Here is a 24470-nt window from a genome sequence, read left to right on the forward strand (position 1 = left end):
GTTATGAAAATCATATATTATTCAATAACGGCCCTATTACTGCTTTCCGTTTGCAGTTGCAAGAAATTTCTTGATATTAATCAGGATCCTAATAATCCAACAACCGTACAGGAATCATTAATCCTATCACCTATTGAACTGTATACAACCACACAAATTGCAGCCGGTTATCCGGCCATTACCACGGCGTACTGGACTCAGCAATTGGCATTAAACCAGGAATCTCCTAATATTGATACTTATCGGATTACACCCACAGATGTGAATAATACCTGGAGTTTTGACCTTTACCCCGCCATTTTCTATAATGTGCGTACCATGATTAGCAATGCCGATCAAAAAGGAAGCAATGGTTATTCGGGTATTGGCAGGGTATTATTGGCCTATAATTTAGCCGCTTGCACTGATTTATGGGGGGATATACCTTACTCGCAGGCCTTTCAGGCGCTGAATGATGTAAAACCTGCGTATGATAGTCAGGAGAGTATTTACAAAGTGATTCAATCTACACTTGATGATGCAATTGTAAAACTAGGGGCACCATCATCTGGTAAAGCTGTAGGTTCTGATGATTTTATTTATGGTGGAAATCTGGCAGCATGGAAGAAATTTGCATATACACTTAAAGCGAGATATTACCTGCGTTTAAGTAAAGCTGCAGGTTATAATGCGGCTACTCAGGCCGATTTGGCACTTGCAGCACTTCAAAATGGTTTTGCATCTAACGCAGATAATGCTTTAATAACCTATGCCGGTACGGCCAAAGCTGAAAATCCCTGGTATCAAAATACCTTACCAGGTGCCGGAGGAGTTGTTTTGTCTTCTAATTTGATAAATGGATTAAAAGCGAATAATGATCCAAGGTTACCCATTTTGGCCAACCCTGGCTCAGGTAACGATTATATAGGCAGAACCAGTGGCACAGCAGCAGCTACCGACCCAACAATATATGCAACTGTTGGAACGTTTTTTGGCGGGTATATTGATGGAAATAGTTCTGGAGCTGCCGGTCCTGTATATCTGTCAACCTACGCTGAAGCGTTATTTTTAAAAGCCGAAGCGACACTTTATAAATCCGGAGCGGTAGCAGCAACTCCCATTTACAGTAGTGCAATTGGTGCAAACATGGATATGTTAAAGGTTGCCGCAACTGATAAGGCTGCATATTTAAGCGCTCATGCCGTACTCGATCCTGTAACACCATTGAAAACAATAATTGGTGAGAAATATATTGCCGATTTCTTATCTCTTGAAGTGTATAATGATTGGCGCAGAACAGGTTACCCAACCTTATCAGTAGTGCAAAATGCATTTAAGCCTTATATTCCACAACGCTTCCCCTATCCGTCACAAGAAATTACTTCAAATCCCCAGCCTCAGCAAAGTATAGCTACTTCAACCAAGGTATGGTGGGCCAATTAAGCCTATTGATGCACTTAAAAGCAATCCGAATAAAGGATTGCTTTTTTGTTGTCATAAAAATTTAAGCAGCCTATTGTATTCTTATAGACCTTACCAGGCGAAAATGGAATAAGAACGGTAAAGTTTAAATGAAAAATATTTTATGTATTATTGATTAATAATCTACGCTCATGAGATATTATTTGTTTTGCATCGTTTTATTTATCGGTCTCAATAGTTACGGACAAATACAAAACCCTGATCAGTTTCTTGGCTACGAATTGGGTACGCACTTTACCCCGCACCATAAAGTAGCCGATTATTTCAGGCAAATTGCTGCGGCTTCTCCAAAAAATGTAAAACTAATTGAATATGGCAAAACTAACGAAGGCAGGCCATTACTGGTAGCCATTGTTTCAGCACCTGAAAATATCAGCCAGTTAGAACAAATCAGGAATAATAACCTGAAGCTAAGCACCGGAACCAATACCAACGTTGATATTGCCCAGCAACCCGCAATCCTTTGGTTGAGCTATAATGTGCATGGCAACGAGGCCAGCTCTACAGAAACGGCAATGAAAATGCTGTACACATTGGTGTCAGAGACTCATAAACCCGCTAAAGAATGGCTAAAAAATACCGTCGTGGTGATCGATCCCTGTTTAAATCCTGATGGACGTGATCGTTATGTAAACTATTTTAACAGTGTAGTAGGAAAAACGCCTAATGCAGACCCTTCTTCGCGCGAACATATTGAGCCCTGGCCAGGAGGCCGGCCCAATCATTATTATTTTGATTTAAACCGCGACTGGGCCTGGCAAACGCAACTGGAAAGCCAGCAGAGACTGGCCTTGTACAACCAATGGATGCCTCAGGTGCATGTCGATTTTCATGAACAAGGCTATAATGAGCCTTATTATTTTGCGCCTGCCGCAGAGCCTGTACATCAGGATATTACACCATGGCAAAAAAGCTTTCAGGTAGTTGTAGGGAAAAATAATGCCAAATATTTCGATGCCGAAGGCTGGCAATATTTCACCAAAGAGCGTTTCGATCTGCTCTACCCTTCTTATGGCGATACCTATCCGCTGTATAACGGATCAATTGGGATGACTTACGAGCAAGGTGGCATTCGGGCAGGTTTATCGGTGGTAACCAACGATGGCGATACATTAACATTAAAAGATCGTATTGCCCATCACTTTACAACGGGTATGTCGACTCTCGAAGTAACTGCATTAAGCCACAATAAACTTTTAGAAGAGTATAAAAAATATTTTCAGCAAGGGTTGAGCAATGCGCCAGGTATTTATAAAAGCTATATTATAAAGGCAAGTAACCTGTCGCGCCTGAAGAAACTGGCCGAACTACTGACTAAAAACAAGATCGAATTTGCTTTTGGTGGCGATAAACAAGGTCGTGGTTACGACTACGACACTCAAAAGGAGGAAAATTTTTCAGTTGGGCGGAATGATTTAATTGTAAACGTGCTGCAATCACGGGCCGTTTTGGCGAATGTACTGTTAGAGCCGCATACCGTTGTAACCGACTCTAACACCTACGATATTACCGCCTGGGCGTTACCTTATATCTATGGATTAAAAGCTTACGCCAGTAAAGAAAACATAAAAGGTAAATTTTCTACCCTCGATGAACCTAAAATAGCCAGTAACGAGGTGGATAAGCCCTTGGCCTGGTTGTTTAACTGGGGAACAAGCGAGGATGCGCAGGTGTTGATTGCTTTGCAAAAGGAAAATATTAAAGTGAGGCAGGCCGATCAGCCCTTTTCGGTAAATGGAAAAGATTACCCTGCCGGTACGCTGATCGTACTCAGGGCTGAGAATGAAAAACTGGCCAGAGGGGTAAAAGATAAGGTAGCTGCAATTGCAAGGAAATTAGATAAGCCCATCCAGGCGGTTTCGAGCGGTTTTGTAGAAAAAGGCAAAGATTTTGGTTCCAATGTTTATCCATTATTAAGACAACCTAAAATTGCTATAGTATCGGGTATGGAGGTTTCCTCTCTCGCATTTGGCGAAGTCTGGTTCTACCTGGAACATGATTTAAATCTCTCGCCCAGTATTATTAATGCCAGAGATATTAACAATTTAGATATCAACAAGGTTAATATACTGATTCTGCCAGATGGTAGCTACGCACCTTTTATAGGTGATGGTTTAACGGCATGGTTAAACAAGGGAGGAAAGTTGATTTTGATGGAAGATGCTATCGAAAGTGTTTTCGATAAAAAAGGCTTCGACATTAAAAAGAAAGAGGCCGCAGTGAAGAAAGATGAAAAAACAGATGCCAATAAACTGCTTTTTAAAGATAAAGACCGTGATGATTTTGAAACCACTATACCGGGTGCCATTTATAAAATTAACCTCGATGCTTCTCACCCTTTTTCGTACGGTATCGGAAAAACATATTACAGCTTAAAAACCGACCGCAAGATATATGAACCTTTTGCCAAAGGCTGGAATGTTGGCTTGGTTAACGAAAAAAGTTTAATGGCGGGGATTGTTGGCAAAAAAGCAAGAGAAGAACTGAAAACAGGCTTGCTGATTGGGGTGCAGGATTTTGGTCGTGGGCAGGTTGTTTACCTGGCAAACGACCCGCTTTTCAGGAACTTTTGGGAAGGAGGCAAAACCCTTTACGGTAACATCATTTTCTGTAGTTATTAACATACTTTCTCTAAGCTAAAAAATACGCCTAATTTTTTAGTTAACAAAAAAGTTACGCTTGCAAAATTGGCCTTAGGGGGTATTTAAGACAGGATTAGTTAAAAAACGTTAAAAATAATTTGCTTGAGGAATTAACTAACTCTAATTTAGCGTATTATTTTACACATTAACTAACCTATTTCTACTATGAAAAAACTTTTACAGAGTTTGTTCATTCTCATGCTTATTGCAATCAATGTAATAGCGCAGGATCGAACAATCACAGGAACTGTTACGGCGCAAGATGACAAATTGCCCATTCCTGGAGTCAGCATTAAGGTACTAGGAACAACATTAGGAACATCGACGGATCCTAGTGGAAAGTACACATTAAAAGTTCCATCAACAGCAAAATCATTGGAATTCTCATCTATTGGTTTTACAACACTAACACGGGAGATTGGTTCTCAAACCGTAATTAACGTAGTTTTAACATCGGATTCTAAGCAACTTGGAGAAGTAGTTGTTACGGCCTTGGGTGTTTCAAGAGAAAAGAAAACCTTAGGTTATTCTTCAACACAGGTTGGAACGGAAGACATTAACAGAGGCGCACCAACCAATGCCGTTGCGGGTTTGCAAGGTAAGGTTGCCGGTGTTGATATTTCTACAACATCAGGATCGCCGGGAGGATCAAGTAAAGTAATTTTAAGGGGATTTTCATCTGTTGGAGGAAACAATCAACCGCTTTATGTAATTGACGGGGTTCCAATCAACAACTCAAGACCTGGGGGTACATCAGCAGATGGCTCTGTAGGTGATATTTCTGAGAATTACGATTTCGGAAACGGAGCGAACGATATCAATCCAAATGATATTGAAACGATCAGTATCCTTAAAGGGGCGGCAGCAAGTTCATTGTATGGTTCAAGAGCTTCTAACGGTGTAATCTTAATTACAACCAAAAAAGGTAAAGCAGGAGCTTTAAAAATCGATCTGAGCTCAGCGGCTTCTTTTACAAATGTTGCCATTGTTCCTAGCATTCAGGATCAATATGGTCAAGGCTGGAGTAAACAAAACTGGCTTGCTGAAAACGGAAGTTGGGGGCCAAAATTGGATGGCATGACCAGACCATGGGGGCCTATTATTAATGGCGATCAGGAAACAAAGCCATTTGTTGCTATTAAAGATAATTTCCGTGATGCGTTTGATACCGGGCAGGAATTTAACAATACCCTGGCGCTAAGCGGTGGTAACGAAACGTCAACCTTCCACCTTTCTTATGGTAACATCTATAGCGATGGTATTTTACCTGGTTCGAACGATATGTATAAGCGTAATAACTTATCATTAAATGGTTCAACCAAATACAAGGGACTTACAGTAACGGCTTCTGCAAATTATGTGGGTAAAAATACCAGAGCGGTTCAAACTGGTCAGGCGGTATCAGGCATCGGATCGTCATTTTACGAAGATTTACTACAGATTCCGGTAGATTATCCGTTTACCAACTTTAAAGATTACAATAATAAATTCTACAATGTAGATAATTATTTTTCTCCGTTCGCGCAAAACCCATATTATTCTGTTTATGAGAATGGTTCGCGTTTCAAAAGCGACCGTTTTTACGGGAACGTAGATGTTAAATTCAAAGCTACAGACTGGTTATCGTTCCAGTTCCAACAAGGGGCAGATTTAACCAACAATGCAACTAAATTCTGGAATGCCAAGAACAATCCTGCAATTGGTAGCTGGGCAGGCGGCGGAAATGATGAAGGTGCAGTAAGGCAAGAAAGTGTTGGTAATGTAGTTGAGGGTGCTGAAAGATATTTCGAATATGATTCGAAATTCAATGCATTGTTTACTAAAAAGTTCGGTACAGATTTCGATATCAATGCGTTAATTGGAGTTAACTATAACGATCGGGGTTACCGCTCATTATACACAGGCGTTGAAAATCTGGCCATCCCAGGTTTTTATCAGATTAACAATAGCGCAAACGATCCAACCAGTACAAGTGCTGAGAGTGAGAGAAGATTGTTTGGCGCCTATGCTTCTGCTACATTGGGCTATAAAAACTATGCTTTCTTGACATTAAATGCAAGAAATGACTGGAGCTCTACACTTCCATCAAATAATAGAAGTTTCTTTTATCCAGGAGCAAACCTGGCTGTAGTTCTTTCGGATGCATGGGATTTATCTGCTGCTAAAATCAGCTTCCTGAAAGTTAGGGCTGCAGTTGGTCAAACTGGTAGTGATACTGATCCTTACCGTATTTTCAATACTTTATCGAGAACAAGTGCAGCATTAGGTTTTGGTAACATTATCTTCCCGATTGCAGGCGTACCTGGTTACTCGGTTTCTAATGTACTAAACAATCCGGATCTCAGACCTGAGATCAGTACTGAAACAGAGTTTGGTGGTGAGATAAGATTCTTTAATAACCGTTTAGGGTTAGATGTTTCTTACTATAACCGTGTGACAAAAGATCAGATTATCCCGGTTGTAACAGCACCATCATCAGGTGTAACTTCGAGAGTAGTAAATTTTGGTAAGGTTCGTAACCGTGGTGTAGAGATCGCATTAACCGGCACGCCTGTTAAAAGTGAAAACTTTACCTGGGATATAGGCTATACTTTTACAAGAAACCGTAACCTTGTACTTGAGCTACCTGATGGCTTAGACAAATTAATTTTAAACACGGCTTACGATGCCCAGTTTGTAGCAAGAGTTGGACAGCCATTAGGTGTTTTGGAAGCACCAGTTGCCAAATATGATCCACAAGGAAGAATCGTTGTTGGTAGTAATGGATTCCCGTTACTTGCTGATAACAATGGAAGCTATGGAACTTCGCAACGCGATTTTATTATGGGGCTAACTAACTCTTTCAAATTTAAACAGTTTACTTTAGGCTTTACCTTAGATTATCGTAAAGGTGGTGTGTTTTATTCGGGAACAGCAGATTTGCTGAATTTCGTAGGTAATGACATTAAAACTTTGTACAATGATAGAAGAACTTTTATCATTCCTAATTCAGTCGTGCAGGTTAATAATCCTGGTGGTGGTGTAAGCTATGTAGAGAACACGACTCCTATTACTGAAGGAAACATAAATGCATTATATTATACCAATAATGGTAAAGCAGTCGCCTATAAAGACAGGATTTTAGATAAAACCTTCTTAAAAGTAAGGGATATCACATTATCTTACTCATTGCCAAAATCGATTGCTCAGAAAATCAGAGCGGATCGCGCTACGTTAACTGTTTATGGCCGTAACCTGATTACCTGGTTACCAAGAGAGAACAGAACTATTGATCCAGAGGTTTCTAACTTTGGTAATGATTTAACCAGTGAGTTTGGAGAATTCAGAACAGGGCCTTCCGTTCGTAATGTGGGTATTTCTTTAAACTTAACCTTTTAATCGCATCTGATTATGAAAAATATATTAAGAAAAACGCAAGTTTTAGCTTTTTCGACTTTGTTGATTGTTACGAGTTGTAAGAAACTTGACATTAATGAAAGTCCTAATAACCCCCCTGTTGAATCTGCTACGGTTGAGACCCTGTTTCCCTCTGCAGTAATTTCAACTGTTTCCAGAACCGGTGGTGACCTGTCAATTATTGGCGGTTTATGGGCGCAGTTTTGGACTCAAAACAGTAATTCGAGCCAGTTTAGAACGGTTGATTCTTACGATGTTCAGGCAACCTCTAATTTTATTAATGGGCCTTACTCTGAATTATTTGCAGGCGCATTAACCGACTATCAATTGGGTATAAGTAAATCTGTAGCAGCTCAGGATTGGAGATATAACCTGATGAATACTGTAATGAAAGCCTATACTTATGAAGTATTGGTAGATTTGTTTGATAAAGTTCCTTACTCGGAGGCACTTAAAGCGGGAGGAAACCTTCAGCCTAAATTTGATGATGGTTATACGATTTATACCTCATTAATTGCTGAAATTAATGCTGCATTAGCTAAAGATTATAAAACAGCACCACTAACAGATGCGCAGATTAAAACGGATTTTGTTTTTGGAAAAAAAGGAACATCAGCAGATGTTATGGCGAGTTGGGAAAAATTTGCAAACACCTTAAAATTAAAAATGTATTTAAGGATGGTTAATGCCAAGCCTGCAGAAGCACAAGCGGGTATATTAAAGCTTTATCAGGATGGCGCAAAATTTCTTGATGAAGATGCTAAAGTGGATATATTTATAGATGTACCTAATAAGAGTAATCCTTTTTACGAGTATAATTTCAGAAGGTTAAATACTCCTGATAACTTGAAAGCGAGTGTTACATTTACTTCCTGGTTAAAGAAAAATCAGGATCCAAGAGCTGAGGTGTATTTTGGGGAAGCTGATCCGATTTCTATCAACCAGGGTGATTACCTTGGGGCAGCAGCACATCCAGAATATAATAACGCTGTTAATGTGGTGGTAAATGCTACTGATGCTGTTCCATTAATTTCTAAAGAGGAATCTTATTTTATGCAGGCTGAAGCCCGTTTACGTTATTTTGGAGGCGCCGGAGCAAAGGATCTTTATGATGCCGGTGTTTTGGCTGCATTTGCAAAGCTTGGCTTAAATGGAGCAACTTTACTTGCAACAACTTATGCTTACCCCGCATCAGCTGATGTAAACGTAAATCTGGAAGCGATTATTGTTCAGAAATGGGCATCACTATTTGGTTCTCATGCTTTGGAGGCTTTCTTTGAGCAAAACAGAACCGGATATCCTAAAACCAGCGCGGTTTATTCAACAGATGCAGGTTACATTCCTGGTCAGTTGGTTTACACTCCAAATGGTGTAACCGGTGCGGGCAATTTTCCAAGGAGATTTGTATACCCGGATTTTGAGAAAAGCAGAAATTCTAATACGCCTGCTCAGGTTCCCATCTATACTAAAGTGTGGTGGGGTAAATAATTGTTAACAATAAATTGAGATCATGAAAAAGATTAATATAATATTCATTTTTATTGCACTAATTACGGTTGCAATAAGTGCTTGTAAAAAAGATCCTGAGCCAGGAGGTACTGCAGTTCAGGATATGGCCGGAGACTGGCATGTTAAAGTAAATCAGGCTGGTTCTTACTCTACTTTGTATACTTTCAATACATCAGAAAATACGCCTAACGTAATGTGGGTGCAGGGAACAGGTTTAAAATCTGGAGCGGTAGTATTAGCAGTTAAGGGAAAAACAGGGGTGGATTATCCCAATAAACTTTTTTCTGGAGCCAATATAGCAAACGTTGCTACTACTGCAGGTCGGCCGGCAACTTTTACTATTGCTAATGGTAAAATTATTCCTAATGGAACAAAAGGGCCTGTTTCAAAAACACCAACTGATTCTATTTACTTTGAACTAAATGTAAGTGGTACAGTTTATAAGGTCAGTGGTTATCATAAAACAGGGTTTTTGGAAGATCTACCTTAATAATCAGGATTTAATGTATCCATTTTTTATAATAAAGGACTCTTTTAAGAGTCCTTTATTCGTTTAGAGTTTTGTTGCTGTGGATAATGCATCTGATTTGGCCAGAGGTCTTCTAACGATCGTGGTGCAGTTAGCTACCACAGAACAAAATTTGTAGATATTCAACACAGACAGCCTCTTTGATTAATTTTCAAGAGGCTGTCTGTCGTTTTTGATGAAAAAGTTATTGTAAACAGCATGTTAAACTGAACAACAAATAGCCTTAGAATAAGAGAATTATTTAACAATAACTATAAATTATGTAAGCTTAATCATGCTTGTTTTTCAAACTAAATGACTAGTTTATAGTTTGTTGTATGCATTTAAACGCCATTTAGGCGCTTTATGACATTATTGTGTATAAAGTGTTAAAAATTGTTAAAATAAATTTGGTGTTAACCATAACTAACTCTATTTTAGCGATTAAATAATCATTAACTAACCTATTTTCAAATTATGAAAAAACTTCTACAAAGTTTGTTCATTCTTGTGCTTTGCGCATTTTCTGCGTTTGCTCAAGAAAGAACCGTAACTGGTACAGTTACTTCTGCGGATGACAAATTGCCGATCCCTGGTGTAAGTGTTAAGGTACAAGGCACCCAAAGCGGAGCCGTTACAGATGCCAGCGGTAAATATGCCGTTAGAGTTCCATCTGGATCTACAGTGTTAACTTTTTCTTTTATCGGTTATGCCCCTCAGAACAGAACTATTGGTGGCTCTTCTACCATTAATGTGGTTTTAGAGGCAGATTCTAAGTCGTTAAGTGAGGTTGTGGTAACAGGTGCAGGTTTAACTGCACGTAAAAAAGAACTTGGAGCTGCTCAAACCACATTAAGTAATGCCTCAATTACACAAGCTAAACCAACTAACGTTGTATCTGGTTTGGTTGGTAAAGTTGCGGGTTTAAATATACAGGGCGTTGGTAGTGGTGTTAACCCTAATTATCGTGTTGTATTGCGTGGTATGCGCTCATTAACAGGTAATAACCAGGCTTTAATCGTGGTGGATAATGTAATTGTGCCAAACACTATTTTGAGTAACATCAATCCTGATGACGTTGAAAACATTACCGTTTTAAATGGTAGTAGTGCAGCCGCGCTTTATGGTTCTGCGGCTTCAAATGGTGCATTAATTATTACTACTAAAAAAGGTAAAAAAGATGGCTCTTTTGATATCAAGATTGGTAATACTACTACATTAGAGCAAGTTGCTTTCTTCCCTAAATTACAAAAAGAGTTTGGATCAGGATCTGATAATGATTTGCAGATCTATCTGCCTTATGAAAATCAGCAATATGGCCCACGTTTTGATGGTGTAGTTCGTCCTATTGGTCGTCCGTTAGCAGATGGATCAATTCAAATGGTTCCTTATTCTTATACCAATAGTAAAGATGACTTCTGGGATACTGGTGTAACTAATTTTACAGATTTCTCAGTTTCTTCTGGTAATGATAAAGGAAGTTTATATGCTTCTGCACAATACATGAAAGCTTCTGGAACTACCCCTGGTGATAAATACAACCGTGCAACAGTGAAAATTGGCGGTACTAGAATTGTTTCGGATAAAATTACTTTCAATTATTCTGCAAACTATATTCAAAACAGACAGAATTTAACTACGCAAACAGGTTCTATTTACAATGTATTGTTAAACGCGCCATCTCAGGCATTAATAACAGATTATAAAGATTGGAAAAACAATCCTTTTGCTAATCCTAATGGTTACTATAATGCTTATTACAATAACCCTTACTTCCTGGCTGACAATTACAGGCAACAAGTAAGAAATGACTATTTCCTAGGTAATGCAGAATTGAAGTATAAGCCTTTAGAGTGGTTGGATTTTACTGGTCGTGTGGGTTTAACTACTCAAAACCAATCCTCTAAATCATATTCTGATATTTTCAAATACAGCGATTATACCAAATCAATTTCAGGTTCCAGTGAATACAAACAACAGGATATATTGGGCGGTGTATCAGATAATATGAACTATACCACTAATATCGTTACCGATTTCATTGGTCATGCTCAGAAAAAGGTGGATGATTTTAAATTTGATTTAACGGTATTGGGTCAATTAATTCAGAACCAATCAAAATCTACAACTGCTTCTGTAAATGGTTTGGTAACCGCTGGCGTATTTAACTTAGGTAATAGTACAAATAATCCTACAGCATCTGAAGGTAATTCATTAACGCGTTCTTATGGTTTATCTGGTAAGTTAGATATTGGCTTTAAAGATTATCTTTTCTTAAGCTTAACTGGTCGTAACGATTGGGTATCCGTATTAGCCCCTGAAAATCGTTCGTTCTTTTATCCAAGTGCAACATTATCATTTGTAGCTTCTGATGCAATCGAAGCGATCAAAGATATTAAAGAAATCGACTTTATTAAATTGAGAGGTGGTTGGTCTAAAGTAGGTCAGGTAAATATTGGTGCTTATAACTTAGTGCCAACATTTGGACAAGGTGCTGGTTATCCATATAACGGACAAGGTGGTTTATCAGTTGGAAATACTTTAATATCTAAAGATTTAAAACCTGAGATCACTTCTGGGTTCGAGTATGGTATCGAAACGAGCTTCTTCCAGAGCCGTTTAAGTTTAACAGCTACTTATTACAACACTAAAACTAAAGACCAAACCGTTCCAACAGGAGTATCGAGCACAACTGGTTACACCAATTATTTAGTGAACGCAGGGCAAACAACAAGTAAAGGTTGGGAAACCAGCTTAAATGTAGTGCCATTTAAAACTAACGACTGGGAAATTACTTTAGGTACTAACTATGCTTATTATGACAATACAGTTGACTACATCAGTGCTGATTTAAGTCAATTAACTTTAGGTGCGTATGGCGGTACAGTTGGTTCTTATGCAATTGCTGGTCAGCAATTCCCGGTTATCCAGGGTACTACTCACGTTCGTGACAATCAGGGAAGAATCATTGTAGATAGAATTACAGGTTATCCTTCTGCTACTACTGGTATCAGCATTTTGGGACAAGCTAATGCTAAACATATTTTAGGTGTTAATGTGAACATTCACTATAAAGGATTTAACCTATATGGATCTGGTGAATATCGCGGTGGTAACGTTATTTATAACGCGGCAGGTAGTACATTTGATTTCAGTGGTGCTGGTATAAACTCTGCAGCTTACAACCGTGATCGTTTTGTTATCCCTAACTCGTCTTATTTAGATCCTGCTACAAACACTTATGTAGCCAATACCAATATTACTGTGCGTGATGGTGGTCCTGGTTACTGGACTATTGCAGGACCAAGAACTGGAATTAACGAAAACTATGTTACTTCTGGTGCTTTCTGGAAAATTAGAGAGTTATCTTTATCATATGATGTTCCTGCAGCATTCTTAGCAAAATCTAAAGTTGTTAAAGCAGCAAGGATCAGTGTTCAAGGTAGAAACTTATTTATTTTCTTGCCTAAAACAAACGTATATACCGATCCAGAATATAGTGATGGTAACGGATCGAGCAGTGGTAATGCTATTGGTTTGACCAATTTAAATCAAACTCCACCATCAAGATATTATGGAGCTACTTTAACATTAACCCTATAATAATAAAGACATGAAAAGAATTTTTAAATATATATTCGGATTTTCAATGTTGGTGTCTGTTTATTCTTGTAAAAAGGATTTAGATATCAACACCAATCCCAATTCAGTTACAGTAGCTACTGTGGATTTGGTTTTGCCTAATGCTATTGTAGCGACGGCTAATAGTATGCCTGCTTATAATACAATGGGAGCACAACAGGTAGGATATTTTACAAATGGAGGTGGAGTAAGCGGTTGGGGAGGTATTATTTCTTACAACTGGAATACTGGTGATTTTGCAGGACTTTGGGCAACTACTTACGATATTTTAACTGATGTTCAGTATGTAATTGCTAATTCTGAAGGAAATGCAACCTACAAAGAATTCAATGCTGCTGCCAAAACGCTAAAGGCGTATAATTATGCTTTGCTAGTTGACACTTATAATGATGTGCCATACTCAGAAGCTTTACAAGGTGATTCTAAATTGCAGCCAAAATATGATAAGGCAACAGATATTTACAAAAGCTTAGTTGATTTATTAGATCAGTCTATTACTACGTTTAAAGCTGCTGGTACAGGTGTAGGTTCTAAATTATTTGTAACAGCAGATCCATTATTCAATGGTAACTTAGGGAAATGGGCCGCTTTTGCACAAACTTTAAAACTGAGATTAGTGCTTAAAGGAACAGGAAAAGTTACTTTTACAAATACTACATTTGATAGTGCTGTTGGCTTTTTAACTGAAGATGCAATTGTACAACCAGTTTACGCTAAAACAGACAATAAGCAAAACCCAATGTGGAATGCATGGGCTTATAGTGCTTCAGGAACAGCTGTTGGTGCTGCTAGTCAATATGCGCCTAGTGCGTATATCATGACGTTTTATAACGGTATTAAGCTTCAAGATGCAGCAAGAGCAAAGGCTGTTTATATTTCTGGTACAGCAACCCCGACAAATCAGTTAGGTTATCAAAATTCAGATGCAGGTAGAGGACAAGCACCAAGCTCTTGGTTTGTAAGCGCAACAGCGAGCCCTTCAGCTACTTCAGCTGCTAAAGTTGGTATTTTAAAAGGACCTGATGCCGGACAACCAATTCTGTTGGCTGCGGATAGTTACTTCTTACAAGCTGAAGCCAATGTTAAAGGTTTGGTTGCAGGAACAGCTAAGAATAACTTCATCAATGGAATTGCTTCGTCATTTAAATATCTTTATAAAGATAATACAGGCGCGGTTCCTTCAACTTATAATCTTTCAACAGATATTACACTTCCTGTTGCAAACCAGGGCGATCCTGCTAAATATCTTATTGCAAATGCTGCTAGCCCTTTAGCAAATTTTGATTTGGCTTTAACTGACGACCAGAAACTTGAAGCCATTATTACACAAAAGTACGTTGCTTTAAATATGATATTTGGACATGAAGCATGGAATGAATATAGAAGAACAGGCTATCCAAAGATTTTACCTGGAACAGCCAAGAATGATACGTTCGTTTCTATCGTTTCAGAATCAAGTGCAGCAGATAAATTACCAACCAGAATTCAGTATCCTGCAAATGAATTCAAATATAATGCAGCGAATGTACCAGCAATAAATAAATACTCAAGTAAAATATTTTGGGCTAAATAATTGTTATTTTAAACATTCATAAAATTAAGTCATGAAAAAAATTATAAATTTATTAGTCTTAGGATTAATAGTAACAGGATTCAGCTCTTGCTTGAAAGATGATTCAATAATAGGGCCTGATGCTCCTGGTGCAACAAAAAATATCATTGAATTTTTGAATCCGGATCATATTGCTTCTGGTACTACCAGTACATATCCTTTATATATTAAAAACTTTGATATTAAACCTACCGGAAGCACTGTTATAGAGGTAGCCTATTCTGGAGTAGACGTAGCACCTGAAGACATAGCTGTGAAAGTTGATTTAGCGCCTGATGCAATTACAAAGTACAACAGCGATAATACAAAATCATATACACCATTACCAACTACGCTTTATTCTTTAACATCGCTAAATTTGGTAATCCCGAAAGGTCAAAGAACTGCAAGCTTTACAATCAATGTAAAACCTGATCAATTTGACTTGAATGCAGCATATGCTTTGGGTTTTAAAATAAGTTCTGCATCAACAGGGATTATTAGCGGTAATTTTGGAACAATAGTGGTGGCATTAGGTGCTAAAAACAAATACGATGGTATTTACACTCTTGACCAAACTGCACCAATGTTTGATGCTACATCCTCAACGCTGGTAGGGTACTATCCTATAGAGCAAGAATTACGTACCACAGGTGCAAGTTCAGTAACAGAATACGATGGCCGCTATGCAGCCAATAATTACGCGCACCCTATAAAGAGCGGAACTTCAACATCTAGTTACGGAAACTTTAGCCCAATTTTTAATATGGACGATGCGGGCAATGTAGTTAGTGTAACTAATTATTTTGGACAAGGAACTAATTCTAGTGGAAGGTCGGCAAGGTTAAATCCATCTGGGGTTAACAAATTTACTGTTAATGGAGATACAAAAGTATTGCAGGTAAGTTATATCATGGTTCAAAATGGAGTTGATAGAACATTCTTTTACGAAAAATGGACCTACAAAGCAGCCAGATAGTCTGGATTGACTTGGTTTTTAAAGGGATGCCCAAAAGGCATCCCTTTTTTTATTGCATGCTATTTTAAATTATTTGCGAAACCTCTCTATATGATAAGGATTTACATGAAGAACTTTTGTTGCTTATTTTGGTGTCAATTCGTATTAAAATAGTTTTATTTTGTAATATTTGTATTACAAAATAATAATTTGTAGTTTAGATGAAATATTAATTAACTAAATCATTTTTCATGAGAAAACTTCTACAAAATTTGTTCGTATTGATGCTTCTCGCATTTTCTGCTATGGCGCAGGAACGAACTATTAATGGAACAGTAACATCAACGGAAGATAATATTCCGCTTCCTGGTGTAAGTGTTAAGGCGCTGGGTGCGCAGGCGGTAGCCGTAACTGGTGGAGACGGAAGATTTACCCTTAAGGTAGGTGCTTCGGTTAACGCGATCCAATTTTCATATATTGGATTTGCCACCAAAACAATTAATCTTACTTCTTCCAACACATTAAATGTTGCATTGGTACCCGATGCTAAAAATCTGAGTGACGTTGTAGTTGTGGCTTACGGTACACAAAAGAAAGAAGCAATTACAGGTTCGGTTTCTAATATCACTTCTAAAGATTTAGAGAAAAGAACCGTTACGAACCTAACAGCAGCTTTGCAGGGATCTGCACCGGGTATTTCTGTTGTTGCCTCCAATGGTCAGCCAGGAAACAGCGCCGGGATCAGGATTCGTGGTTTTGGTTCTTATTCCTCATCAAACAGTCCGCTAATTGTTTTGGATGGTGCTGTTTATGACGGTAGTATTGGTGATATCAACCAGAATGATATCGAGAGCCTGTCAGTTTTGAAAGATGCATCATCTTCTGCATTATATGGTTCAAGAGGAGCAAATGGTGTGATTATTATTACTACTAAAAAAGGTAGAGATGCCAATCCCACTATTAATGTAAACTTTAATCAGGGCTGGTCTACAAGAGGAATCCCTGAGTATGATCGTTTAAATACGTTCGAGTATTATCCTGCAGTTTGGCAGGCAATTAAAAATAACCTGATGTATTCTGCTACCACGCCATTAAATGAAGCGGCAGCTTCGGCAAAAGCGAGTACAGATGTGGCTACCAATTTAGTTTATAATCCATTTAATGTTCCGGCGAACCAATTGGTTGGAACTGATGGTAAATTAAACCCTAATGCTTCGTTGATGTACAATGATTTTGATTGGTACAAGCCACTGCAAAGAACAGGAAACAGGACCGATGCCAATATCAGTACATCAGGTCGTAATGATAAAACAGATTATTTTGTCTCTTTGGGTTATCTGAATGATAAAGGATTCTTATTAAAATCCGATTTTCAACGGTTTAATGCCAGGGTTAATGTAAATACTAAGCTTAGACCATGGTTAAAAACCGGGTTGAACTTGTCGGGAGCAATGTCTGATGCGAATATCGCCAGTGATGCCTCAACTGGTAACGGATCAAGTTTTGTTAATGCGTTTAGTTTTGCACGCGGTATCGGTCCAATTTATCCGGTTCACGCATTTGATGCTTCGGGTAATCCTATTATGAATACGATTACTGGTGCGCAGTGGTACGATTATGGTATTCATCCGGGAGCCATTAATCGTCCTGCAGGAGCTTCTCCTGGTCGGAACGTAGTATATGAAACCATGCTGAATGATAACGCCTATAGAAGAAGTTTAATTAGCGCAAGATCCTTTGTTGAAGTGAAATTTTTAAAGGATTTCACGTTTACACCAACAATTAGCATGGACTTAAGAAATAACAATACAGACCAGTTTTGGAATCCGTTAGTTGGTGATGGTGCAGGTACAAATGGTTACAAGTTTCAAAGCAATAATACCATTAGGTCTTACACTTTTAACCAATTGTTAAGTTACGATAAAACCTTAGGTTTACACCATATTTCTGCTTTAGTTGGTCACGAGAACTACAGCTATAATTACCGTACTTTTCAGGCAGACCGTACAAACCTGGTTGCTCAGGGAAATACTGAGTTGGCCAACTTTGTATCAGCTTCAAGTTCTTATGGTAGGGCTGATAACGATAAAATCGAGTCTTTTTTATCGAAAGCGAGCTATAATTATGATAACAGGTATTTCTTAGATGCCTCATTAAGGCGTGATGGTTCTTCGAGATTTTCGCCAGATCAAAGATGGGGTACATTCTTCTCTGTTGGGGGTTCCTGGGCGCTTAACAAAGAGAGTTTCTTAAAGAATACAAGCTGGATTGATGACTTAAGAATTAAAGCATCGTACGGACAAGTAGGTAATAATGCTTTACTTGATGCTAATGGAAACAGCAGGTACTACGGGGACAGGGCATTTTTCGACCTGGGTTCTAACAGTAATACCGAAGGTGGTGTGCTTTTGGCCTCAATTGCTACACCGGATTTAAGCTGGGAAAAGCAAAATACATTTAATGCAGGCGTTAGCTTCTCATTTTTTGGAAAAAGATTATATGGCGAGGTTGATTTTTACAGGAAAAACGTTAATGATTTGATCTTCAGTGTGCCGCAACCGCTTTCAGCTGCGGTAACGAGTGTATATCGTAACATTGGTTCAATGTACAATCAGGGCCTCGAAATCCAGCTTGCAGGAGATATCGTAAGAACTCAGGATTTTACCTGGAATTTGTTGACTAACTGGACATTTTTCAAAAATAAAATCACCAAGCTACCAGATGAAACGCCAACCATTATCAGCGGAACCAAAAAGAGAGAAGCGGGGCATGGTATTTACGACTATTGGTTAAGACAATATGCCGGCGTGGATCCTTCGGATGGTGCTGCCCTTTATATTCCTGCCGATGGAACTGCAGCAGCAAATATCCGCACAGTAAATGGTGTTCAATATGTAACCAACCAGTCTTTTGCTAAATTTGATTATTCAGGTACAGCGATTCCGGATCTATCAGGCTCATTTACCAATAGCTTTAGCTATAAAGGATTATCATTGTCCGTTTTGATTAACTATCAAATTGGTGGAAAAGCTTACGATGGTGTTTATCAGGGTTTAATGAGTACCGGTTCATTTGGTAGTGCATTACATAAAGATATCCTGAATTCATGGACGCAAAGCAATACCTCTGCAACCATTCCAAGGGCAGATTACGGTAACTCTACAAATATCAATGCAACCTCCAACAGATGGTTAATTGATGCTTCTTACTGGAACATCCGTAACATTAATTTATCTTATAACCTTCCTAAAGAGTGGTTAAAAACAATTGATGTACCGAGCGCCCGTATTTTCGTAACTGGAGAGAACTTATATCTTCATTCAAAGAGAAAAGGCTTAAATCCGACAGAATCGTTTGATGGCGTGAATGGAAATACCTATCCACAAAGCCGTACAATCAGCGTTGGGGTTAACTTATCATTATAATATTTAAATAAGTGTAGATAGAGATATGAAAAAGATTTTATTATATACCGGCTTGTTGGCAACTGTATTAGCAACAGGCTGTAAAAAAGAATATCTTCAAACTAAACCAACCGATCAGGTTGCCTTAGAAGAAGTATTCACCTCGACCACGAATGCTAATGCTGTATTAAACGGTATTTATGCCTATATGTTTACCAGAACTACCACAACAACTTCAAATGCCCAAGGCAAGCCTGGTGTAGCTGGTATCTTGTTGGGTATCGATTTTATGGGAGAAGATGTTCATCAGGCTAATGCTACCTGGTTTACCTCTACCGGCGAAGGCAATTATGTTTCTCCACGTACAGATACACATGCCAGTAACCTTTATTACTACCGTACTTTTTACCGGATGATCAACAATGCAAACTATATTTTAGACAATATTGATGCCGCTACCGGAACTGACGCGGAAAAAAACAGAATTAAAGCCGAAGCCTACACGATTAGGGCTTATGCTTACTCTTATCTGGTTCAGTTTTATGGTACCCGGTATGATGCATCGGCGAAACCGAATAACCAATTGGCTGTTCCTCTGGTGTTAACATCTGCTGATATTGCTAAACCACGTGTTTCGGTTGAGCAGGTTTACACTCAGATTATTTCAGATCTGGACAAAGCAATAGCTTTAAATGTTACCACTAAAACAAATAAAACCCACGCCGACGTATGGGTGGCTAAAGGACTAAGAGCAAGGGTTGCCTTAACCATGCAGGACTACCCTAACGCAATTAAATATGCCAAAGATGTAATTGATGGCGGTAAGTATCCTTTAATGAGCCAGACAGATTATCAAAGCGGCTTTAACAACAACGGGTTATCGGAGTTTATGTGGTGCGCTATGCCAACTACCGAGCAGGGAGATACTTTTGGCTCTTATTATGCTCAGATTGCATATAATGCAAACACAACTTACATGCGTGGTACGCCTAAAATGATTAATTCTGCATTGTACGATCAGATTTCTGCTACAGACGTAAGGAAGAAAATGTGGGAACCATCGCCAACGGCTGCTAACTTTCCTTTACCAACTACCTCGTTTACCAGAAGAGCTTATATGAGCAGAAAATTTTCGGTAAAAACAGTAGGTGATCCTTCTTTGGGCGATGTGCCATGGATGAGAAGTGCAGAAATGCATTTGATTTTAGCTGAAGCATATGCCAGAAATGGTCAGGATGTTTTAGCACAAGCTGCGCTCTTCGCTTTAGTTTCTAAAAGAGATTTAAGCGCTATTCAGAGCATTAAAATCGGTACAGCGCTTATAGATGAAATCATGATTAACCGCAGGGTTGAGTTGTGGGGAGAAGGTTTCAGGTATTTGGATTTGAAACGTCTTAACTTGCCGCTTAACAGAAATGCGGTACCAAACTACGTAGCCACTTCGGTTAGTAACGTTATGGCTATTCCGGCAGGCGACGTAAGGTTCTTGTTCCTTATCCCTCGTGATGAAATAAACGCAAATCCGAACATCGGGCCTCAAAATCCATAGTTTTAGATTTATATGCTTTAAAAAGGGTGTCCATAATTTATGGACACCCTTTTTTGTTTGATCCACAGTATGTTATCTGCTCTGGTTTCTAATCCCATTTTAATGTAATTGTATTTTATTTGTTTTAATTCATTTTGTTGATAATTAAATAATTACATTAATTTTCTTTGTTTTGAACGTGTGGTGGCTGATTTTACGTGGATTTCTATCCTTATTTCCGCGCGATCACAAAATTATAGCTTATTGTTTTTTCGTGTAAAATTTGCATTACGAAATACTTAGTTTTATATTGACAGCTTGTTAACCTAAAACTAAACTAATTCATGAAAAAACTCCAACCGGAGTTGTTCATACCGGAGTTCATTGCAGCCGGAGCAATAACCCGCTATAGAGCAACTATTGGCCTGATTACGGCCAGAGAAGATCCACATTATTTATATCACAACTAATCATTCGATTATTAAATGTATAACAGACATTTAAAGTAGTTTTTTGTGTTGATTTTAACAGCTGATTAATTATATAGCTGTTATAATAGTTAATAGTCGTCGTAAAAATAATTTTCAATCAAAAACAGATAACAAACACCAATTACTTTATTAACAATCATTTAATTAACTAAACTAAAATTTCTATGAAAAAACTTCTACAGAGTTTGTTCATATTGCTGTTTATTGCAAGCTCTGCAATAGCGCAAGACCGGACAATCACAGGAACCGTTACGGGCCAGGAAGATGGTTTTCCACTCCCAGGCGTAAGTGTTAAAATTAAGGGTGCAACAGGAGGAACTATAACCGGCGCCGATGGTAAGTATACTATTCGCGTTACAGGGAGGGCTAGTGCACTTGAGTTTTCATTTATAGGCTATATCAGTCAAACCAAAGCTGTTGGAGCTGTCAGCACGCTTAATGTAAGCTTATTGAGCGATGCTAAAACATTATCAGATGTTGTTGTTACAGGTTACGGAATCACCAAAAAGAGAGACTTTACCGGTTCTGCAGCAAGCGTTAAAGGTGAGGATTTAAAAGACAAACCTGTTCAAAGTTTCGTGCAGGGCTTAACCGGGCAGGCTGCAGGGGTAAGCATTATCCAGCCCAACGGTTTGTTAAACAACCCTCCGGTGATCCGGGTAAGGGGCGTAAGTTCAATTTCATTAAGTTCTTTCCCGCTCATCGTAGTAGATGGAATTCCTTTTCCAACTTCCGATGCTTCTGCAAACTCTGCAACCAATAATCCACTGGGCGATATTAACCCATCTGACATCGAAACGATCGATATCTTAAAAGATGCAGCTTCTACAGCACTTTATGGCTCGCGGGCTGCAGCAGGTGTATTGGTAATTACCACCAAAAAAGGAAAAAGCGGCGATGCTAAAATTACTTACGATGGCTGGTACGGAATAAATAATGCCGTGCGTTTGCCTGAGCTGTTAAATGCACAGCAATTTATGGATAGTAAAAACACAGCCATTGCAAATGCCCTGACTTTAAATCCAAACGCAGTTCCAGCATCGCAAAGAGATGCCAACAACAAAAGCTTCTTTCCGAGCTATAATCCAGATGGATCTTTGGTTGATACCAAATGGTACGATGAGGTTTACAGAACAGCACAATCTCAAAACCACAATGTAACTTTAAGTGGTGGTACAGCCAAAACAACTTATTATTTATCTGGCGGACTTTCTGACCAGGATGGTTTCTTGAAAAATAACACTTTCAAAAGATATTCTGCCCGCATAAATGCTACGCATAAAGCTACCGATTGGTTAAGCTTAAGCATGAACGTGAATTATAACAATAGCATTAATAGAGCGCCTAACAGTGGTTCGGCTCCGGGTGCAGCGTTCAACTCATCGGGTTTAGGTCGTATAGCCATTGCTATTGCACCAAACGTTCCGGTTTACAATGCTGCAGGTGGCTATAATATCTCAGCCAATAACGTAGGCAACGGCGCAAACCTTATTACCAGTACCTGGGCGCATCCAACCGTATTGGTTGATAAAGATGTGAATAGCTCAGAAAACAACCGTTTTTTAACCAATTTAGGGGCTGATTTTAAAATTATTGAAGGCTTAAACTTCAGGTCTAATTTCTCATGGGAAAGAGCCAATACCGAAAACATCCAGTTCTGGAACCCACTTCAGGGTGATGGATATTCTTTTAATGGTTATGCCTATAACAATACAGCCCGTAGAAATAACTGGAACTGGATTAATACCTTACAGTACCAAAAAACATTTAATGGCGTACACAATTTAAACCTGACTATTGGTAGCGATGTTCAGAATACCAGAACCGAAAACTGGGGAGCTATCCGTCAGGGATTGGGAGATCCTACTTTCTTCGATCAGTTTCAGGGAACATTTACTACCAATGTACCTGGCGGTAACGGAATAAACGAAATGGCATTTCAGGCCTATCTGGCAAGCGCAAGCTATAATTACAAAAGTAAATACTATCTAAGTGCAAACTTCAGAAGAGATGGTAACTCTGCCCTATCATCAGAAAATAAGTGGGGTAACTTTGGTGGCGGATCGGTTGGATGGACAATCTCAGAAGAAGATTTCTTTAAAAATTCGACACTGGGTAAAACCGTAAATTCATTGAGAATACGCGCAAGTTATGGTCGTGTGGGTAATGCTAATGTGCCTGCATATAGTGAGTACACCACTTATAGCCCCGGACTTTATGGCGTAACGCCTTTTGCCTGGATTTTTGGTCAGGCAGGTAATAAAGAGCTGAAATGGGAAACCAGTAACCAATTAGATATCGGCTTAAACCTGGCTTTATTTAATAACAGATTAACCTTTGAAGCCGATTATTTCAAAAAAGACATCAACAATTTATTATTAAACGTGCCTCAGGCTTTATCAAAAGGTATTCCGAACGATCCGGCAGGTACTATCCTTGCCAATGTTGGCTCTATGTACAACAGGGGTTTCGAGTTTGCATTAGGAGGTACACCAGTTAAAACCGAGAAATTCTCGTGGACTGCTAACTTAAACTTTACCACCATTAAAAATGAGGTAACGGCCTTAGATCCGAATGTGTCGCAAATTATCGGTACAACCGGCGGTTTAGAGTCGGCAAGTGTTACCCGTGTTGGCGAATCGATAGGTAGTATTTATGCTGTTAGAACTAATGGCGTAAACCCTGCTAACGGTCGCAGAATCTACATCAATGCAGCCGGACGCGAAGTTCAATACCTGCATTTTGGTGGTGCCAATGCCTGGACTTACCTGGATGGTACACCTGCCCCATCTCCTGCAGGCGATGCGCAGGTGATTGGCGGAACACTGCCTAAATGGTATGGTGGTTTCAATAATACTTTAAACTACGGCAATTTCGATTTAAACCTGATGTTTACTTTCTCTGGTGGAAACTACATTTACAATGGTTCGCGTGCCGGTTTATTAGATCAGCGCGTTTGGAACAACTCAACTGAAGTTTTAAATGCATGGACCACCCCTGGTCAGCAAACCAATATTCCGAGGGTAGTATATGGCGATAACGTTTCAAACGGCTCGTCGTTTGCCATTGATGCCAATGTGGAAAAAGGTGATTTCTTGCGTTTGCAGGCTGCAACTTTGGGTTACCGCATTCCAAAAAGTGTGTTTGGAAAAACAGGCATTAATAGCGTGCGTGTTTACGCATCGGTAAATAATGCTTTCCTGATCACCAATTATACCGGTGTCGATCCCGAAATTTCAACCAATGGTAACAGTAACCTGGCCAGTGGCGTAGAGCGTAACTCAATCCCTCAGGGCAGGTCGTTTACATTTGGTCTTAGTTTAGGTTTATAACATTAATC

At 38.9% G+C, this 24470-nt stretch carries 11 protein-coding genes; all 11 read left to right on the top strand.

The features are described from left to right. Positions 1-3: 3 nt before the first annotated feature. The 11 genes from OC25_RS08355 to OC25_RS08405 all read left to right on the top strand — a co-directional run bounded on the left by OC25_RS08355 (position 4) and on the right by OC25_RS08405 (position 24462). Positions 4-1422: a SusD/RagB family nutrient-binding outer membrane lipoprotein gene (locus tag OC25_RS08355; protein ID WP_039474222.1), complete on the top strand. Its 1419-nt coding sequence runs from the start codon at positions 4-6 to the stop codon at positions 1420-1422. 170 nt (positions 1423-1592) lie between these two features. Then, positions 1593-4082: a M14 metallopeptidase family protein gene (locus OC25_RS08360; protein WP_039474225.1), complete on the top strand. Its 2490-nt coding sequence runs from the start codon at positions 1593-1595 to the stop codon at positions 4080-4082. Between the two features lie 186 nt (positions 4083-4268). Continuing rightward, a complete protein-coding gene (locus OC25_RS08365; protein WP_039474229.1) occupies positions 4269-7481 on the top strand; it encodes a SusC/RagA family TonB-linked outer membrane protein in 3213 nt (1070 codons plus the stop codon). A 12-nt stretch (positions 7482-7493) separates the two neighbouring features. Beyond that, on the top strand, positions 7494-8987 hold the full coding sequence (locus tag OC25_RS08370; RefSeq protein WP_039474233.1) for a SusD/RagB family nutrient-binding outer membrane lipoprotein: 1494 nt from the start codon (positions 7494-7496) through the stop codon (positions 8985-8987). 22 nt (positions 8988-9009) lie between these two features. After that, positions 9010-9498 carry a lipid-binding protein gene (locus OC25_RS08375; protein WP_039474237.1) on the top strand — a complete coding sequence of 163 codons (489 nt, stop codon included), beginning with the start codon at positions 9010-9012 and terminating at the stop codon, positions 9496-9498. A gap of 495 nt (positions 9499-9993) precedes the next feature. Beyond that, positions 9994-13119: a SusC/RagA family TonB-linked outer membrane protein gene (locus OC25_RS08380; protein WP_039474239.1), complete on the top strand. Its 3126-nt coding sequence runs from the start codon at positions 9994-9996 to the stop codon at positions 13117-13119. A 10-nt stretch (positions 13120-13129) separates the two neighbouring features. Continuing rightward, the gene (locus tag OC25_RS08385; RefSeq protein WP_039474242.1) at positions 13130-14731 is read left to right on the top strand and encodes a SusD/RagB family nutrient-binding outer membrane lipoprotein; all 1602 of its coding nucleotides are present in this window, start codon (positions 13130-13132) and stop codon (positions 14729-14731) included. A 31-nt stretch (positions 14732-14762) separates the two neighbouring features. Further along, complete coding sequence (locus tag OC25_RS08390; protein ID WP_039474245.1) at positions 14763-15728, top strand: DUF1735 domain-containing protein; 966 nt, start codon at positions 14763-14765, stop codon at positions 15726-15728. Positions 15729-15958: 230 nt separating this feature from the next. Further along, positions 15959-19132, top strand: a complete 3174-nt coding sequence (locus OC25_RS08395; protein ID WP_039474248.1) for a SusC/RagA family TonB-linked outer membrane protein — start codon at positions 15959-15961, stop codon at positions 19130-19132. 25 nt (positions 19133-19157) lie between these two features. Continuing rightward, on the top strand, positions 19158-20660 hold the full coding sequence (locus OC25_RS08400) for a RagB/SusD family nutrient uptake outer membrane protein (protein WP_052266060.1): 1503 nt from the start codon (positions 19158-19160) through the stop codon (positions 20658-20660). 634 nt (positions 20661-21294) lie between these two features. Next, positions 21295-24462, top strand: a complete 3168-nt coding sequence (locus OC25_RS08405) for a SusC/RagA family TonB-linked outer membrane protein (protein WP_039474251.1) — start codon at positions 21295-21297, stop codon at positions 24460-24462. The last annotated feature ends 8 nt before the right edge of the window (positions 24463-24470 follow it).

The organism is Pedobacter kyungheensis, from assembly GCF_000812965.1.
GTDB lineage: Bacteria > Bacteroidota > Bacteroidia > Sphingobacteriales > Sphingobacteriaceae > Pedobacter > Pedobacter kyungheensis.

Excerpts from the sequence above, each read along its gene's own strand:
- OC25_RS08370 (WP_039474233.1), top strand. The coding sequence starts at position 7,494 with ATGAAAAATATATTAAGAAAAACGCAAGTTTTAGCTTTTTCGACTTTG.
- OC25_RS08400 (WP_052266060.1), top strand. The coding sequence starts at position 19,158 with ATGAAAAAGATTTTATTATATACCGGCTTGTTGGCAACTGTATTAGCA.
- OC25_RS08360 (WP_039474225.1), top strand. The coding sequence starts at position 1,593 with ATGAGATATTATTTGTTTTGCATCGTTTTATTTATCGGTCTCAATAGT.
- OC25_RS08395 (WP_039474248.1), top strand. The coding sequence starts at position 15,959 with ATGAGAAAACTTCTACAAAATTTGTTCGTATTGATGCTTCTCGCATTT.
- OC25_RS08390 (WP_039474245.1), top strand. The coding sequence starts at position 14,763 with ATGAAAAAAATTATAAATTTATTAGTCTTAGGATTAATAGTAACAGGA.
- OC25_RS08365 (WP_039474229.1), top strand. The coding sequence starts at position 4,269 with ATGAAAAAACTTTTACAGAGTTTGTTCATTCTCATGCTTATTGCAATC.
- OC25_RS08380 (WP_039474239.1), top strand. The coding sequence starts at position 9,994 with ATGAAAAAACTTCTACAAAGTTTGTTCATTCTTGTGCTTTGCGCATTT.
- OC25_RS08385 (WP_039474242.1), top strand. The coding sequence starts at position 13,130 with ATGAAAAGAATTTTTAAATATATATTCGGATTTTCAATGTTGGTGTCT.
- OC25_RS08405 (WP_039474251.1), top strand. The coding sequence starts at position 21,295 with ATGAAAAAACTTCTACAGAGTTTGTTCATATTGCTGTTTATTGCAAGC.
- OC25_RS08355 (WP_039474222.1), top strand. The coding sequence starts at position 4 with ATGAAAATCATATATTATTCAATAACGGCCCTATTACTGCTTTCCGTT.
- OC25_RS08375 (WP_039474237.1), top strand. The coding sequence starts at position 9,010 with ATGAAAAAGATTAATATAATATTCATTTTTATTGCACTAATTACGGTT.